12 protein-coding genes and 1 riboswitch are annotated in these 17114 nt (G+C 44.2%); of the genes, 6 read left to right on the forward strand and 6 right to left on the reverse strand.

Features of this window, described 5'->3' with window-relative positions; genetic code table 11:
- Positions 1 to 360 precede the first annotated feature (360 nt).
- The 3 genes from QUA24_RS24995 to QUA24_RS25005 all read left to right on the forward strand — a co-directional run bounded on the left by QUA24_RS24995 (position 361) and on the right by QUA24_RS25005 (position 5925).
- A complete protein-coding gene (locus QUA24_RS24995; RefSeq protein WP_333232922.1) occupies positions 361 to 1551 on the forward strand; it encodes a M20 family metallopeptidase in 1191 nt (396 codons plus the stop codon).
- 131 nt (positions 1552 to 1682) lie between these two features.
- A complete protein-coding gene (locus QUA24_RS25000; protein ID WP_333232925.1) occupies positions 1683 to 3062 on the forward strand; it encodes a P-loop NTPase fold protein in 1380 nt (459 codons plus the stop codon).
- Positions 3063 to 3066: 4 nt separating this feature from the next.
- Positions 3067 to 5925, forward strand: a complete 2859-nt coding sequence (locus tag QUA24_RS25005) for an nSTAND1 domain-containing NTPase (protein WP_333232927.1) — start codon at positions 3067 to 3069, stop codon at positions 5923 to 5925.
- A gap of 127 nt (positions 5926 to 6052) precedes the next feature.
- On the opposite strand, the gene QUA24_RS25010 is transcribed toward QUA24_RS25005, so the two are convergent.
- On the reverse strand, positions 6053 to 7288 hold the full coding sequence (locus QUA24_RS25010; RefSeq protein WP_333232929.1) for an RNA-guided endonuclease TnpB family protein: 1236 nt from the start codon (positions 7286 to 7288) through the stop codon (positions 6053 to 6055).
- Between the two features lie 406 nt (positions 7289 to 7694).
- Here QUA24_RS25010 and QUA24_RS25015 point away from each other — a divergent pair, with 406 nt between their 5' ends.
- Entirely contained in the window at positions 7695 to 9350 is a 1656-nt protein-coding gene (locus QUA24_RS25015; protein ID WP_333232930.1) for a SpoIID/LytB domain-containing protein, read from the forward strand.
- Positions 9351 to 9695: 345 nt separating this feature from the next.
- On the opposite strand, the gene QUA24_RS25020 is transcribed toward QUA24_RS25015, so the two are convergent.
- Positions 9696 to 9995: a ferredoxin gene (locus QUA24_RS25020; protein WP_106149950.1), complete on the reverse strand. Its 300-nt coding sequence runs from the start codon at positions 9993 to 9995 to the stop codon at positions 9696 to 9698.
- A 213-nt stretch (positions 9996 to 10208) separates the two neighbouring features.
- The gene (locus tag QUA24_RS25025; protein ID WP_333232933.1) at positions 10209 to 10391 is read right to left on the reverse strand and encodes a hypothetical protein; all 183 of its coding nucleotides are present in this window, start codon (positions 10389 to 10391) and stop codon (positions 10209 to 10211) included.
- 129 nt (positions 10392 to 10520) lie between these two features.
- Here QUA24_RS25025 and QUA24_RS25030 point away from each other — a divergent pair, with 129 nt between their 5' ends.
- Positions 10521 to 11531, forward strand: coding sequence for a Gfo/Idh/MocA family oxidoreductase (locus QUA24_RS25030; RefSeq protein WP_333232935.1), 1011 nt, complete (start codon positions 10521 to 10523; stop codon positions 11529 to 11531).
- A gap of 192 nt (positions 11532 to 11723) precedes the next feature.
- Here the strand turns inward: QUA24_RS25030 and QUA24_RS25035 are convergent, their stop codons facing one another.
- On the reverse strand, positions 11724 to 12326 hold the full coding sequence (locus QUA24_RS25035; RefSeq protein ID WP_333232937.1) for a glutathione S-transferase family protein: 603 nt from the start codon (positions 12324 to 12326) through the stop codon (positions 11724 to 11726).
- Positions 12327 to 12596: 270 nt separating this feature from the next.
- Positions 12597 to 12685, forward strand: a riboswitch (Fluoride riboswitch).
- Between the two features lie 91 nt (positions 12686 to 12776).
- Between QUA24_RS25035 and QUA24_RS25040 the strand changes: the two genes are divergently transcribed.
- Positions 12777 to 14402: a cation:proton antiporter gene (locus QUA24_RS25040; protein WP_333232941.1), complete on the forward strand. Its 1626-nt coding sequence runs from the start codon at positions 12777 to 12779 to the stop codon at positions 14400 to 14402.
- A gap of 217 nt (positions 14403 to 14619) precedes the next feature.
- Here QUA24_RS25040 and QUA24_RS25045 read toward each other — a convergent pair whose 3' ends face one another.
- Positions 14620 to 15429, reverse strand: coding sequence for an SDR family oxidoreductase (locus tag QUA24_RS25045; RefSeq protein WP_333232939.1), 810 nt, complete (start codon positions 15427 to 15429; stop codon positions 14620 to 14622).
- 423 nt (positions 15430 to 15852) lie between these two features.
- Positions 15853 to 16125, reverse strand: a complete 273-nt coding sequence (locus QUA24_RS25050; protein ID WP_333152057.1) for a hypothetical protein — start codon at positions 16123 to 16125, stop codon at positions 15853 to 15855.
- Between the last annotated feature and the right edge of the window lie 989 nt (positions 16126 to 17114).

The following is a 17114-nucleotide window of genomic DNA, read 5'->3' on the forward strand; positions in this document are numbered from 1 at the left end:
GATTTTAAAATCCCAAAAGCCTTTCGACCCCAATTATTTGACTGCTACCCCTTGACAGGTCAAGACAGTATCTACAAAAATCGCGGTTGCTCGACCGGACATGATATTATCAACTAAAAATCAGCCTTTGAACCTAGAATCTAGACGTTTATTCCAGGTTTCTACCTAACTCTCTTTTCTCTCTTTTCTCTGCGTCCTCGGCGCCCTCTGCGGTTAGAAAAAAAAATCTTATTCACAAACGAAATAGCATTGCCATCTAAAAGCCCGATCGCACATTTGCCCCTTATAACCCTGTTCACCCCCAAACATATGCGTTACCCTAGTTGACTACAACTTGTACCGCACTCCCCAACTAAATTCATGCTTTCCCGCATCAAAGAAGTAGCCGCCAACCTAGCACCCCGCTTAATAGAAATTCGCCGGCACATCCACTCCCACCCCGAACTCAGCGGCCAAGAATATCAAACAGCCGCCTACGTAGCCGGAGTTCTCGCATCCAGCGGAGTCCGCGCCATCGAAGGAATCGGCAAAACAGGAGTGATAGGCGAAGTCAAAGGTCACAGCAGCGAGTCCCGGTGGCTGGCAATTCGCACCGATATGGACGCTTTACCGATTCAAGAACGCACAAACTTAGAATTTGCCTCCCGCAACGAAGGAGTCATGCACGCCTGCGGCCACGACATCCACACCACCGTCGGTTTGGGCGCAGCAATGATATTGTCTCAGCTCGAAGAAAAATTGGCCGGTCACGTCCGCTTCTTGTTTCAGCCGGCGGAAGAGATTGCCCAAGGTGCTCAATGGATGATTAAAGATGGGGCGATGCAAGATGTTGACGGCATCCTTGGAGTGCACGTTTTCCCGACGATTCCCGGCGGTTGCGTCGGTATCCGCCACGGGGCTCTGACGGCGGCGGCAGATGACCTAGAATTGATTGTGATGGGCGAATCCGGCCACGGTGCGCGTCCCCACGAGGCGATCGACGCAATTTGGATTGCTTCTCAGATAATTACCACCTTGCAGCAGGCAATTAGCCGCACGCAAAATCCTTTGAGGCCACTGGTTTTGACGATCGGGCAAATTAACGGCGGACGAGCACCGAACGTAATTGCCGATCGAGTAAAATTATTGGGAACTGTGCGATCGCTGCATCCGGAAACCCACGAAAAACTGCCGGCTTGGATCGAACAAATTGTTTCTAGCGTTTGCGGGACTTACGGCGCTAAGTACGAACTCACCTACAAGCGCGGCGTGCCCGGAGTCCAAAACGACCCAAAACTCACACAATTAGTCGAAAGTGCGGCTTTAGAAGCTTTAGGTCGATCGCGCGTCCAGATTTTACCAGAACCATCCCTCGGCGCGGAAGATTTTTCGATGTACTTAGAACACGCACCGGGAACCATGTTTCGCTTAGGAGTGGGACTGACTGACAAACCGAACTATCCCCTCCATCACCCGCAATTTGAGGTCGATGAAGCAGCCATTGTGACCGGCGCTGTCACCTTGGCCTATGCCGCCTACCAATATTGGAAACAGCATCCAGGTTCACACTAATAGTCTTCGACGTATGGGTGGTCAGCTAACTAACCGTAGGGTGCTTACCCGGAAAATTGTTTTGTCTCTGGTAATAACATTCAGCCCTGACCCACCCTACAATAACTACAAAAACTAATTTAGAAAATTTTATGAACCTAGATTTCGATCGATTCTGCGACGCCTGCAACCCCAGTCACTCCCTGATATTGGGCAATGCCGAAGATCAGCGCTACTACATTGATTTTGCTGAGGTGCGCGGCGGAAAAGTTATTAACATACTCAAACGGACAATTACCCGTCTGGCACGAGATAAACCGACTTGCCAATTGTTTACCGGACATATTGGTTGCGGCAAGTCTACTGAATTATCGCGATTGGAAAAAGAGTTGACTGATGAGGGGTTTCATGTAGTTTACTTCGAGTCAACACAAGACCTCGATGAAATGGATCTCGATTTGACGGATATCATGTTAGCGATCGCGCGGCGAGTCACCCAAAGCTTGGAAGAGGGCAAAATTTCCTTGCAGCCCCAGCGTTTTAAAGAATTCTTAAAAAATAGTTGGGATTTTTTACAAACCCCTGTGACCTTAGAAGCTGAAGGAGAACTTTTTGGTAGCAAATATAAGGGCAATACAGACGGAAATCTGGAAATTTCTCTGCCTTTAGGCATCGCCAAAATTACTGCTAAAATCAAAAGTAATCCCGACTTGCGCTCTAAACTGAGACAGTACATGGAACCGCAAGCTAATAAAATGTTAGAACTGATTAATCAAGAAATTATTGATGTAGCAATTAATCAGCTAAAGCAGCGGGGAAAAAAAGGATTGGTGGTGATAGTTGACAACTTAGACAGGATAGTTTCTCGACCCAATGCAGCGGGGCGACTGTTGCCAGAATATATCTTTATTGACCGGGGCGATCAGTTGCGGCAACTGAATTGCCATTTAGTTTATACCCTGCCGCTGGGATTGATTTTTGGCAATGAAAGCGAAATTTTGAAAAATCGCTTGGGAGGCGGAGTTGACCCGAAAGTTTTGCCGATGGTACCAGTAAAGAATAGAGACGGCAGCGAATGTGTTGAGGGGATGAATTTGCTGCGGCGCATGGTGATGTCGCGGGCTTTTCCTGATGTGTCGCCAGAGAAATATATCACATTAATTACCGAAGTTTTTGACCGTCCTGAAACTTTAGATGAATTGTGTCGAGTCAGCGGAGGCCATCTGCGAAACTTGATGGGGATGCTGTTTGGTTGCTTGCAGCAAGATGACCCTCCAATTTTGCAAAATGTGTTGAAATCCGTCATTCGCAGTTCCCGCGACACTCTGAGGAATGGCATTGATAATGATGAGTGGGAATTACTGTTTAAGGTGGTAAAAGAACAAAGCATTAATGGAGATAAAGAATACCAAGATTTGCTGCGAAACTTGTGGGTTTTTGAATATGTAGACCCTCAAGGAAATTGGTTTGCGTTGAATCCGCTGTTGATGGAAACTGACAAATTTAAGCTGTGGCAGCAGCAAAATTATTGAGATTATGGTAAACTCAAATCTAGCCGAAGATATTGCAACAGAAAATGAGCGATCGCTCTCTACTTTGGTACGGACGATCGCCCGCTTTCAAGGAAAGTTTTCTTTAACTCTAGTGCGCTGCAATTATGCTAGCTTGCGTTTTGCAATGCTGCAAAAGCTGCGCGATCACTCAACTGTTGAATATCAAGAATTAGCCCTCGAACCTGCTACCAAAACACTTTATCAAACTATTCTCAATGCCGTCCAAGAGCAACCGCCGAAAGCTTTAATAATTGTCGGTATGGAATCGGTGGTTGCTCTTGATGACCTGCTAGCGGGGGCTAATAGAGCGCGAGATCAATTCAAGCAAGATTTTGCTTTTCCTTTGATATTATGGGTTACGGATTCCGTACTGTCTAAATTTAGTCGATCGGCGAATGATTTGAAGTCTTGGGCTCCTCCTCCAATTCAGTTTACGATGTCGCCCGATGATTTGAGGATTTTTTTGCGACAAAAAGCAGACCAGGCTTTTGCTGATGTTGAGAATTTCAAGTTAGATGACTGTGAAATTGAGTTATTGGAGAATGACCTGCTAAATGCAGAATTAGGCCCGGAATTGCAAGCTAGTTGGCAATTTATTCGCGGTTTAGTTGAAGTTAAGAAAAATCAAATAGATTTAGCACTCGAACATTATCAGCAAAATTTGACATTTTGGCAGCAAAATCACCCGTTAGAAAGACAAGGAATTGTCTGCCAGAAAATTGCTCAAGCTTACAACCGCAAAGCTGAATTGCACCGGGCAGGAAATCAAGGTTATTGGCAAGAAGCTAGAAAGTATTTACAGCAATCTCTGGAAATTTTTGAGCAAGTGCAGCGACATGATTTAGCTGCGAAATGTATTAGCCAACTCTGCGAAGTGCTGCGACTTTTACAAGCTTGGGAAGAGTTGGAAAATTTAGCTAAAAAAGCATTAAAAATTCACGTAAATTACGGCACTGTGAGCCAAGTAACTGAAGATTACGGCTTTTTGGCTGAGGTGGCGCTGCAACAATCTCAGTGGGAAAAAGCTTGCGAATCGGCTAAATTAGCATTGTCGGTTTTGGAACAAGCAGGAATAAATAAAAAAGAGACTGGTTTGTATCTGCTACTTTTGGCAAAAGGACAGCGAAATCTTATCCCCTGTTCGACAGTTAACCCCCCCCAGCCTGCCCTTGCTAAGGGGGGGAGTCAGTCAGTATTTTCCCCTCTTGAGATTATAGAAACTTTAACACAAGCGAAAGTAATTACCCAGCCTCAAGATGATGTGCAGCTTTATCTGAGGATTTTAGAAGAGTTGAGAACTCTCTATTTTGAGCAAGGCGAATATTTAAAAGCATTTGATATCAAACTCGAACAACAAGCAGTTAAAAGCAAATATGGATTGCAAGCTTTTATCGGTGCCAGCCGCTTGCAGTCGCCGCAACAAATAATTGACATCGGTTTACAATCCGGTAAGTCAAAAGCTGAAATTGTTGAGGAAATTGAAGCAGCTTCCGGGCGATCGCGCGATATTAAAGAGATAAGTAAACGGATACGTACACCTGCTTGCAAGCTGACGATCGTTCACGGACAATCTGGGGTAGGAAAAAGTTCGATAATTCAGGCATGGTTAGTTCCGGCACTGCAACTGACAACTTTTGAAGCGCGGGACATATTGCCTATTTTATTGCAATCATATCATGATTGGGCGAGGGATTGCGGTGAGTGTTTGAAAGCAGGAATTGAACAATTAAAAGCTGTGCATTTGTCAGGGGCGATCGACACCCCAACAGCTATTTTAAAACAGTTGCGACTGAATCAAGACCGTAATTTATTAACTGTATTAATCTTTGACCAGTTTGAGGAATTTTTCTTTGCTTATCGAGATCCAATTGGTAGGCAAGAATTATATAATTTTCTAGCTGAATGTTTAAATCAGATTAGCGATCTCAAAATTATCCTGTCGCTGCGGGAAGATTATCTTTTCTACTTGTTAGAGTTCAATCGCGCCACCAATTTATCAATTATTGATAACGACATTCTCACGAAAAAAATCTGCTATTACTTGGGAAATTTCTCGATTTCAGATGCGAAAGCTATTGTTCAAACATTAACAAAAGGATCTCAATTTTACTTGGACGATGATTTGGTAAACGCGCTGGTAGAAGATTTAGCAGGTGAAATGGGAGAAGTACGGCCGATTGAGTTGCAAATTGTGGGGACGCAATTGGAAAAACGGCAGATTACTCAACTGGGTGAATATCAGCAACTTGGCAGTCAGGCTAAGCTCAAACTGGTTAAGGAGTTTTTAGATGAAGTTATCGCAGATTGTGGTAAGGAGAATAAAGATATTGCCAAAGTGGTCTTGTATTTACTGACGGATGAAAAGGAAACTCGTCCTCAGAAAAATTTTGCTGAATTAGCAGCAAATTTACGAATAGAGTTAGTAGAATTAGAGTTAGTTTTAGGGATGATAGTTAAATCAGGATTGGTATTAGAAGTGCCGGGAACTCCGAAACGCTACCAACTTGTTCACGATTATTTAGTGCCTTTTGTTCGCCAATGGGGAAATGTTAAATTACCAGAAATAAGGGAAAAAATTGAGCAGGTTAAAGCTTTAAACCAGAGGGCAACAGAAATCCTAAAAGATTGCGACCAACAACAAGAGCAATTAGAAGAGTTATTAGCCATAGGAAATAGAAATTTCAAAAAACAAGAGGAATTAGACAAAAACCAAGAGAATTTAGAAGAGTTGTTAGCAATAGAAAAGAGAAATCTCAAAATTCTGGCTATTTTTCTTATTATTATTAATATAATTCTGTTTAGCATTAGAGTGGTCGATACCATTATAAGGGGAGTAGCGTAATCACAACTAAACCAAGCATAGAAATTGATAAAATTAGAGCGATATGCAAGTGATGCTTTGAGACTGCTTGAGTTGGGAAATAATCAAATAAAGCGATCTAACACACAAGCTGATACAAGAATGTGAACTACCCGCCACTAACCGCAAGCGGCTTGATGGGGGCTTCTGTACTCACAGGCGAATGCCTCAAAACAGACTGACGCCCGCTATGAGGTCTTACTTCCCCTCCTACAGCAGAAACGGCTGTTCCATCCGTCTGTAGCATTCTGATTCCTTCTGTTCTAATATTTGCAGCAGCGTTTCCATCTCGATCGTGATGAGTGCCACAATGGGGACAAGTCCAGTCCCTTACATCGATCGGCATTTCATCTATTTGATAGAAACAATTAGAACAGAGTTTGGAACTAGGGAACCATCTATTTATCTCTACTAACTTTCCACCCTTACGTTCTAATTTATAGGCTAGAAAATTAGTGAATATTCCCCATCCACAATCAGATATTGCTTTAGCTAAGCTATGATTTCGCACCATGCCTTTGACATTAAGATTCTCTACTACGACAACTTGGTTTTCGTTGACTAGCTTATGCGAAAGCTTGTGTAGAAAATCTTGACGTGCGTTTGATACTCGCTCGTATACCCTAGCGGCTATTTTTTTTGCTTTGAACCTTGAGTTACTACCATCTTCTTTTCTGGCTAATTTTTTCTGTTTCCTCTTGAGATTTTTTTCATGCACAGCTAAATGTTTGGGATTGCTATATTTAGATCCTTTCTCTCCATCGTGAGTTACTGCAAAGTCCTTAACGCCTAAGTCAATACCTATTACATTGCCCTCAGTTGAGATCCGTGGCTTTTCTCCCTCTGCCTCAACTAATAGCGAGGCAAAATATTTTCCAGCAGGTGTTTTGCTCACGGTAACGGTTTTCACTTTTCCATCAATCTGTCGATGAATCTTAGCTCTCACTTCCCCGACTTCACCAGGAATCTTAATAGTGTTATTGGCTAATATTTTGACGTTTTGAGGGTATTGAATAGATTGCTTACTTTTCTTGGACTTGAATCTTGGAAATCGGCTTCTACCCTCAAAGAAATTTTTATAAGCTGTAACTAATTTGAGAGTAGTAGCCTGCAATACCTGACTGTAGCAATCAGCCAACCAAGATGTTTCTTCTTGTTTCTTGAGTTTGGGCAATATGGCATTTAGCGCTACTTGTCCTATTCCTTTACCTGTTTCTTTGTAAGTCTCGATCGACTTATTTAGGGCAAAATTCCACCACCAACGCGAACAACCAAACGCTTGAGCCAAGTTTTGTTCTTGGCTGTGCGTTGGATAGATTCTAACTTTGATAGCTTGGTGTTTCACGAGATATTTTGACGACTTCTCTATGTTGAATATAAAATTACTGTGTAGCCTTGTCAAGCACAGGGTTGTTTTTCGTTTTTTGGTCGCTCAATACCTTCGTACTACGACTTCAAACAAGGAAAATTATTTGGGGGAGCTTGGATTCAAAGTCAAAACGCTGAAATTTGGTCAACCGGTGCACAGTGCACACCCTACAAACAATCGGTACCCAGTTTTTGTAGACGCGGTTTCAACCGCCGTCTGCATCTATAGTCTCGGCGATTGCAACGCTCGCGAGCTCGCAATGACACGCTTAGCTAGCCCAACCTTATTGGCCTATCTTCCGCAATTCCCCTATACCAGCCGCCAAATGTGCTAACGTACAATCAAAAATCCCCCAATTTCAACTATCGCGAGACAGATAACCGTGTTCGCTCAAGCACCTCCAACTCCCAATTACAAATGGTTTAGCTGCATATCTAGGACTGTTTTCACCGCATTGTGCCTGTTGCCCATTTTCAGCGCTGCGGGATACGCCCAAACTCCCCAAAATAGACCCATCAAAATCGGCGTAGTGCAGCGGTTTGGCACCAAAGCAACCGACAAACTGACGCTGAAAGCATTACCGGGCGACAGCTTAACATTGAGTTACAAAACTCCTCAAGGCATAGAAACCAAAACTGCTGCTAGCGTCAAGTTAGAAATAGCCCCCAAACCGCTGGAATCGCCCTTAGTAGAAGAACGAGTTGTTCTGAGTTCCCACCGCAGTTTCGAGAGTGCCGAAGATAGCGCCAATCAGTGGCGCGCCCAGGGAATTGATGTAGAAATTGCTCAACCTTTTCGCTGGCAAGTTTGGGCGAAAAGAGATACTTACAACTCTCCTTTGGTGCGGCGCTGGCTGTTGCAAAGTTTGCAAGCTCAAGGGAACACAACAGCTTTTTTGGATTCCAAAGTTTTTAAACAAATACCCCAGGCATTTTGGGTTTTAAACGGCTTTCGTTTCAACCGCAATGAGTTGGATGTGACGGCCGGGAAAAATGCGATCGAGGTATTGCAACAAACCACCCAAGAGGCGACAGCTACTGAACCAGAAAAAGCAATTCAAGAAACTCACCGTTATGGCGGCAGTTTGCACCTGCAAAAAAATGCTTACGGCACTTATACTTTGGTGAATAAAGTGCTGACGGAAACTTATTTGCGGGGTGTTGTTCCTCACGAAATTGGGGCTTTTTCGCCTTACGCTGCGATTGTCGCTCAAACGATTTTAGCGAGAACCTACGCCCTGAGAAATTTGCGCCGGTTTGCTGTGGATAATTATGAGTTGTGCGCTGATGTTAACTGTCAAGTTTATAAGGGTTTGACCGAGGTTTACCCGCAAAGTGATAAGGCGATCGCCCAAACGAGCGGTTTGGTGCTAACTTACGAAAATCAGCTAGTAGACGCGCTCTATTCCGCGTCTAGCGGCGGCGTGACAGCCTCTTTTAACGATGTGTGGCAGGGCGCGGAACGTCCATATTTGCGATCGATCGTCGATTCGCCTAATAATGTTTGGGATTTGTCCAAGCAGAGTTTGTCTGACGAAAACAATTTCCGCCGCTTTATCAGTTTGCAAAAAGGGTTTAATGAGGAAAAAGAAGACACTTTTCGGTGGCGCGAACCTGCTTCTTTGACCGCGATTGGTGGATTTCTCAAACAGTATCTTCAGAAGAAACAGCACCCGCTGGCTAATTTTAAAACAGTCACTCAGGTGGAAGTGGTAGAAAGGTCGCCCGCAGGTCGAGTTTTGCAAATGAAGGTTCAAACTGACTTGGGCCCTATCGATATCGACAAAGACGAGATTCGCAATGCTTTTTACCCGCCGATTAGCACGCTTTTTTACCTAGAACCAATTTACAATCCCGACAAAACTCTCAACGGTTATGCTTTTGTCGGAGGCGGCTTCGGACACGGGGTGGGAATGAGTCAGACTGGTTCTTACAATTTGGCTAATTTGGGCTGGAATGGATCTCAAATTCTCAGCTTTTATTTTCCCGGCGCTCAAGTTGTACCACTCAGCGATGCGATTACATTTTGGCGCGAATAGTCGATCGCACTCTGCCTAAAACTCGGCGATTTAAATCATCGCCACTACACAAACAAAGCCCGCCTTTGCGGACTAAATATCAGCCGTAAAACTTTTAGATTTTAGACTTTGGATTCTAGACTGGTTTCACAGTTAATCTAAAATCGCCCATCTAAAATCTAAAATTATTTGGTCAGCTATCTGCTCAAACCGCTAGGAAGTCCTAGCTGGGAGTGACAGACTGCTGGCGGCTTTGTTGCAGTGTTAGACACAGAAACCCGGTTTCATAAAGTAATTGCGCTATTTCAGCTTAATTTGGGAAACCAGAAACCGGGTTTCTTAGGGTATCACGCAGAGCGTCCTTTCTTAGTAGAGCGATTCTTCTTGGTGAGTTTCGATCGTACAGTCAGACTTGGGATAGGCGACGCAGGTGAGGACAAATCCGGCCTCGATTTGGTCATCGTCCAAGAAAGATTGGTCGGATTGGTCAATTTCGCCTTTGGTGATTTTGCCGGCGCAGGTGGAGCAAGCTCCAGCGCGGCAAGAGTAGGGGAGGTCGAGTCCTGCTTCTTCAGCAGCATCAAGAATGTAAGTATCGTCATCAACGTCAATGGTCTGGTTAATTCCTTCGGCTTCGCTGATGAGGGTAACTTTGTAAGTTGCCATGCACTAAATCCTCTCAAAAATTCAACAAGATTGATAATTTTTCCTAATGCAACCTTCAAGGCTCTATTAGCTTTGAGGTTAGGTCTTAGGTTCGTTCCCTCTATGATAGTAGGGGAAAGAAGCAAGGTTGCAACACTTATTTACAAAAAATTTGAATGGGATTAGTTATAACTTTTTCTAATTTCATCTTTATTACTTATACCTATCTTGGATTCAGCCTTGTGATACTGTTGCCGCAAGACTTGCGCTAAATAATCCGGTTTCTAGGAAAAATCCTGTTTTGAGCCCTACAGCACAAAAACCGGGTTGTTGGTATGCGGTGTGTCGATCGAGTTTCAGCAAGACTGGCTGCAAGGCAAGTCCCTGCCGGCGTTGAAATGTATAGTTAGATCGCATCAAGACTTGGGTGTTGAAAGCTCGATCGAATAAATCGCACCACAACCACAGCTTAAAATCGGGGCGATAGAACCCTAAAGCCCTGCACCCCAAGTCTGTAACTATCTAAAATCTTAAATCTCAAATCCCATGACTAATATTGATACTCGCTTTGGTTTTTCGGTTAATTCTCCAATTCGCGTGGGGATTGTGGGTACGGGTTTTGCCGCTAAGTTGAGGGCCGAGACAATTCAAGCTGATGGGCGATCGAACTTGGTAGCAGTTGCGGGCCACTCCCCGGATAAAACCGCAGCATTTTGTCAAGGGTTCGGGGCAGAAGCTGCGGTTTCCTGGCGCAAGCTAGTAGAAAGAGACGATTTAGATTTGGTAATTGTCTGTACGGTGAACCGTGATCACGGGGCGATCGTCCTGGCGGCCCTAGAAAATAACAAGCACGTTGTGGTGGAATATCCTCTATCTTTAGACGTATCTGAAGCAGAAAGGGCGATCGAACTTGCCGCCCAAAAGCAAAAACTCCTCCACATCGAACACATCGAACTGTTAGGCGGTTTGCACCAAGCAATCAAAGAGTCTTTGCCCTTAATCGGTAAAGTTTTTTACGCCCGCTACATTACTATGAGTCCTCAACATCCAGCGCCGCAGCGGTGGACTTATCAACATTCCCTCTTTGGCTTTCCGTTAGTTGGTGCAATTTCGCGACTGCACCGATTTACTGATTTGTTCGGGGAAGTGGCAACGGTTAACTGTCAAGCTCAATTTTGGGACAGTCAGCCGGATTTCTACAAAGCTTGTTTGTGCAACGCACAGTTGCGCTTTGCCAATGGCCTTGTCGCTGAAGCTGTTTATGGAAAAGGAGAGACTTTTTGGCAGTCTGAAAACATTTTCACCATCTACGGAGAAGGAGGAACGCTGGTTTTTAATCCTGAATCCGGTCAATTAATTCAGGGAGAAAATCGGCGCAACATCAAAGTAGGAACGCGGCGCGGTTTGTTTGCCAAAGACACCGATATGGTGTTGGAATATTTGTCAAAAGGTACGCCTTTGTACGTGGATAATGCCAGTAGTTTGTACGCTTTGAAGGTGGCAGACGCTGCGAGGCGATCGAGCGAGATTGGGCAAAATATAGCGATTCGTAACTGACCATCGGACATAATAAGTTTGCAGTAAGGAATTCAGTCCTCAGTTGATGCTTTTAGTCAATTAAGCTGTTCTGTCTTTAAATTGTCGGTCAAAAAAAATCCAAGTCTTGTGGGGTGGGCGTCCCGCCGGCCCTGAATATACAATTTAAATGCGTGACAGCTTAAGATTCTTCGTACTTACTACGAACAACTTTTATTTATGTGCGATACTAATATATCGAGGTTGATTTTTTACTCGCTCGATCCAAGTTTGAATTGCCGGAAATCTAGTTAAATCAAATCCGCCCTCGCCCGCAACGTGAGTGTAAGCAAATAAACCGATGTCAGCAATAGTATAGCGATCGCCAACAAAAAAAGCATGGTTTGCTAAATGCTGTTCCATCACCCCCAAAGCAGCATAGCCCGGTGCTTGTTTTTGTTTGAGTGCTTCTCGATATTCCTCAGCTTTTCCGGTGATATACCAAAAACGAGAAGTAGCAATAAAAGGTTCGTGGCTGTACTGTTCAAAAAATAACCACTGCATGACTTGAGCGCGTTCAAATTTATCAGTGGGGAAAAACTCCGTTGTTTCGCTCAAGTAAAACATAATCGCATTCGATTCAAACAGAAAAATATCCGGTTCTATTTCTAACACAGGAATACGCCCGTTAGGATTTTTTATCAAAAATTCAGGGGTTCGACTTTCTCGTTTTATAATATCAATTTCTAGTCGCTCGAAGGGAATATTAAGCTGAGTTAAAAGCAAGCGGATTTTGTAGCAATTCCCAGAAGGAGAATATTCGTAAAGTTTCAACATGAGTATTTTTTATATACCGCAAAGAACACTGAACACGCAAAGTAAAAAAAGCAAAAAAAGCAACAGAAGTTCACAACTTATTATTGTTGTAGCATTTGGGGTAAGAGCAGCATTGCTACGTTCAGAAGTAATATGGGTTAGGTGCAACCCAGAGCACCCTAAATTCATCAATATTGGAGAATCAATGAAATTATACGGGAAAAATCCTCCCTTAAATAGCGTTAGGGAAGGGGCACGGAAAGGGAAGATGAGCTTCAATAGTGGTATAAAAGTAATGATGGCGATGGAGCTCGCCGAAACCGCCCTGCGTTATTAATAATCTTCATAACGTTTAAAAGGCTGATGGCTCCTACTGTTCCGACTTGTGGCGGAAGGGTAGGATGGTGCGGATGCCTCGATCGATCTTTCCCCTACAAGTCACGTTCATCGATTCAGCTTCAAGGTGGCGTGATGTTAGAAAGTATTATCTGGATTTTATTAATGGGCTTTTTTGTCGGGCAGATTGCTCGACGACTGAAAGCTCCAGCACTCGTAGGTATGGTGCTGGTGGGCATTTTATTAGGCCCGCAACTGGGGAATGTCATTAGCCCAGAGGTTTTGGCCGCTGCGAATTCCCTTCGCACCATTGCTGTGATGGTGATTTTGATGAAAGCGGGGTTAGGACTCGATCGCGAAAAGCTATCTCAACAGGGAACCGTGGCGCTGCGATTAGGCTTTCTCCCTGCAGCTTGCGAGGCTATCGCCATAGCTGTCGCTGCGATGTGGCTACTTCAGTTTGAGTTTTTGACGGGGCTACTGCTAGGCTGCATCATTGGCGCGGAATCTCCAGCAGTAATTGTTCCCGGAATGTTGCGGTTAAAAAGTTTAGGTTGGGGAGTAAAAAAAGGAATTCCCGATGCGATTCTGACTGGAAGTGCCTTGTCAGATGTATTGCTTTTGCTGGTGTTTAGCCTACTGCTAGCGTTTCTGTCCCAAGGGAAAGCTACAGCCATTACCTTACTGGGAGGAATCACCCTCAGCCCTCTGCAATTGCTGCCATTTCAAATCATCATCCAAATTACCTTGGGGGTGCTGTTGGGATGGGTGGCTGCTCGACTTTTGGTGTCACTATTAGTCAAGCAAAACTGGACTCAAACTGCGGTTCAGGACTCCCTAGTGGCTGCTGGCTTTGCCCTAGGGCTGGTAGTATCAGCCGAACATATTCCGGTTTTCTCTGGCTATTTAGCTGTCATGGCGGCGGGGTTTTTCCTGATTGAGTTGGATGCGCCTTTAGCACGAAGATTACGGGGTGGCTTTGACAATTTGTGGACGATCGCCGAAATTATTTTGTTTGTGCTGCTGGGAGCCAGTATTCAACTTAATGTATTAGGCAATACTTTGCTGGTTGGTTTGTTGGTGTTGGCGATCGGGACTCTGATTGGGCGATCGCTCGGTTGGTATCTTTCCACTTTAGGTAGTAATTGGACTGGGAAAGAACGGCTGTTTTTGCTAGCAGGAAATTCCGCTAAGGCAACGGTACAGGCGGCGATTGGGGCGATTCCCCTAGCTCAGGGCATTGCTGGTGGCGAGACGATTTTGGCGATCGCAGCCCTCTCAATTTTAGTAACAGCTCCCTTGGGTGCTTGGGCAATTCCGACTTTTGCCCCCAAACTATTAGAAAAAGGCGAAGTTGACCCTACCAAAGTAGCTATTTCCGGTCGTCCAGTTTTTCTCGCCGCAGTAGACGCTTCCCCCCTAACAACAGATATTTTAACTAAAGCTGCAGACTTAGCTCGGCGCAGTGATGGGGATGTGATTGTTTTGTATGTAGACAATGTGGGATCTCAAAGCACAAACTTACAATTACAAAAACAAGCACAACGAATATTATCAGATATTCGCTATGAGTTCCTGAGTCTTTCTGGTACAGTTCCAGAGGAGATTATCCGCGTGGCGCAAGCTCGGCAAGTGGCATATATTGCGATCGGGAAACGAGGGCATCAACCTTGGGGACAAGTGCTAGTAGGTTCAGTTTCTCAAGCCGTCTTAGAAAGCAGTCCTATTCCTGTCATCTTGGTGGAATCTAGTTACAAGTAATACGAAATATGGGTTTTATCTCTCCTTGATCCTCTTCTCCCCTCTTTGTGTCCTCTGCGCCCTCTGCGGTTCATAATCAAGGCGCTATTTAACGCCAATTTAGGCTCCCTGCGATCGAGCCTAACTTTATCCCAAAGAATCATTTCTTATGAAACCTATCCCTCAATTTCAGCAGTTCACAGTCATTCCGCAACTCAGCAAGTGGTTCATTGTCAGTTTAGGCAGACCAAGATTCGCGAAAGTCAGCATAGAGGGTCAATCCACCATCTATATAGAGCGTTTGCCCCGTAATGTAAGCCGCTTCATCTGATGCGAGAAAGGCAACAGATGCCGCCATTTCCTCCGATGTGCCTGCCCGTCCCATTGGGATATGGCTTTCCACTACTGCCTTTTGTTCTGGATTGTCAGTCCAGCTTTCATTAATCGGTGTAATTGTTGCACCGGGCGCAATAGCATTGACGCGGATGCCTCGGTTTGCGTATTCCAACGCTAGGGTTTTGGTTAAATTACCCATGCCACCTTTGCTGATGGAATAGCTGATATACATCGGGCGGGGAATGATTTCATGCACACTGGAAATATTGATAATCACCCCAGGGCGTTGCTGACTCAATAGGTGCTTAATGGTTTCCCGCGCACAGAGATATGCACCTCGCAAATTGACTGCAATCACGCGATCGAATTCATCGGTTGGCACTTCATGGGATGCGCTTTCTGTTTGAATCCCAGCATTATTAATCAGGATATCGAGACTACCAAATTTATCAATGACAGTATTCACCATACGAAGGATGTCGTCTTCTTTGGAGACATCTCCCTGAACTAATAGCGTTTCAACCCCGCATTCCGATGCTTGTCCACAGGCTTTTTGCAGAGCAATTTCTTCAGTATCTTCTGCCTCTTCTAAGCTTTTGCGATAGTTAACGGCAATGTTGCAACCTTCTTGGGCGAGACGAATGGCGATCGCCTGCCCAATGCCTGAACTAGCTCCAGTAATGAGTGCGTTTTTTCCCTTTAAACCTTTCATAATTGCTCTCCCAGAGACTTAAAACAAAATATCTTAACCGAAACCTCAAGCCAACTAGCTTCAACATCAACCAGAAGGTTGTTCTGTCTTTTCGCCACGCATTTCATCAATCTTCAGAAGACTGATCACCATGCCCGATCGGGAGGGAGCATCTCATATTTGTAAAAACACTTATTCGGGATCCTTCCTTCTTCCTCTTTCCCCGCAGCAAGAGAGCCTCAAAACTCCTGCGTCAAAACTCCAATTTCTAGCTAGCTGGGCTGCTTTCATTGAAATGCTCCCAGTGCTAAGCTGTTGTGCATTTAAACTGAATGTCACAAAACAATCCCCTTGGGGTGGGCTGGGCGTCTCGCTCGCCCAGAATATGCAATTTAAATGCGTGACAGCTTATATACCTTCTTGATTTGATTTATGCTTACCTAATTATTGAAGTTTCCCCGCAATTAGACCAACCAGCACAATCAGACCTAATGCTCTACGAAAGTAATTAACGCCTTGAAATAATTCTTCCCAAGCCCAAGTAAACAAAGAGCCAAAGGCGACTAGCTCCAATCCTAGATTAACTTTTCCTGTTGTAACAATGAGCGTTAATAAACTAGCTATAATCCCGACACTCAGTGGTAGATTTGGCATCTGAGCTATAACAATTTGGCCTTCGCTGTCGCGGAATGTGCGATCGAACAATGTGTTTTCCATGAGTTTCTCGTGTCAATGTAATAAATAGAACCAGGTTAACATTCAATAGTGCGGGCTTTTTTGGGAACGATACTACAAGCTTTAGAGGGCAAGGAACATAAAAAAGTCTAATTAAATGCAAGTCAGGAGTGGAGATGACATTGATTTAATTATCCACCGGGGATCAAAGTCATAGAGAATTAGCCATTGGGCCCTAGAAAAATAGTCCGCACTATTGAACAGTGCAATATAGGGTTTATCCTGATTAAGTTTTTTTTGATTCCCTATCATGAATTTATTAGGCTTGTTTTTCCCCTTATTTTAAGTAGTTTTATGTGAGTGGCTAGAGAGTATTTTTATAGTAAATTTCCCAAAATCAAAAATCATCTCTCGCTTGGAAGAGTTTAGAGTAAAAGGTGATCTATAATTGGACAGACATCATCGTTTCTCTAGTATCGCATCGAGAGCGATCGACCTCATGCTCAAATCCAAGGTTCGGAATGAGAATTAAATAACTTCCACTCTTGAAAGTGGGATGGGCGTCCCGCCCATCCCACAATAACAATTAAAATTGTAAGTTATTTAATTCGCGCTCCTTAGCAATTCACAGGTCTAAACCTTTTCGTCAAGCAGGATTGAACCTTGGCAGTGCAGTAATTTCGGTTGACACTGCTTGAATTGATTGTGTAGCTGCTATTTCTGATCGATCGCTCTCAACATCCTGACTCACAAAAAATGTAGGCAGCGTTGCTGTCAAATAACCGCATAGGGCGATCGATTAGGAAGTTCGCGCTCAAACGCATAAATTCCAGCCGCGCCAATTAGAGTGACGATCGCTATCACATTACGCAAGAGGAGCAAACCGCTTTAAAAACAGAGCAGGTACAATGACTGGAATCCCTGCACCGATACAAATGAGAGCTTGGATAAAACTATAGCCTTTCTCAGAAAGATGAGGTATGATGTTACTGACACTCATTCATGAGGGTCAAACAGAGAACACACATCGA

The sequence above is a fragment of the Microcoleus sp. Pol12B5 genome (assembly GCF_036701335.1).
GTDB lineage: Bacteria > Cyanobacteriota > Cyanobacteriia > Cyanobacteriales > Microcoleaceae > Microcoleus.

Excerpts from the sequence above, each read along its gene's own strand:
- QUA24_RS24995 (WP_333232922.1), top strand. The coding sequence starts at position 361 with ATGCTTTCCCGCATCAAAGAAGTAGCCGCCAACCTAGCACCCCGCTTA.
- QUA24_RS25000 (WP_333232925.1), top strand. The coding sequence starts at position 1,683 with ATGAACCTAGATTTCGATCGATTCTGCGACGCCTGCAACCCCAGTCAC.
- QUA24_RS25005 (WP_333232927.1), top strand. The coding sequence starts at position 3,067 with ATGGTAAACTCAAATCTAGCCGAAGATATTGCAACAGAAAATGAGCGA.
- QUA24_RS25020 (WP_106149950.1), bottom strand. The coding sequence starts at position 9,995 with ATGGCAACTTACAAAGTTACCCTCATCAGCGAAGCCGAAGGAATTAAC.
- QUA24_RS25025 (WP_333232933.1), bottom strand. The coding sequence starts at position 10,391 with ATGCGATCTAACTATACATTTCAACGCCGGCAGGGACTTGCCTTGCAG.
- QUA24_RS25030 (WP_333232935.1), top strand. The coding sequence starts at position 10,521 with ATGACTAATATTGATACTCGCTTTGGTTTTTCGGTTAATTCTCCAATT.
- QUA24_RS25035 (WP_333232937.1), bottom strand. The coding sequence starts at position 12,326 with ATGTTGAAACTTTACGAATATTCTCCTTCTGGGAATTGCTACAAAATC.
- QUA24_RS25040 (WP_333232941.1), top strand. The coding sequence starts at position 12,777 with ATGTTAGAAAGTATTATCTGGATTTTATTAATGGGCTTTTTTGTCGGG.
- QUA24_RS25045 (WP_333232939.1), bottom strand. The coding sequence starts at position 15,429 with ATGAAAGGTTTAAAGGGAAAAAACGCACTCATTACTGGAGCTAGTTCA.
- QUA24_RS25050 (WP_333152057.1), bottom strand. The coding sequence starts at position 16,125 with ATGGAAAACACATTGTTCGATCGCACATTCCGCGACAGCGAAGGCCAA.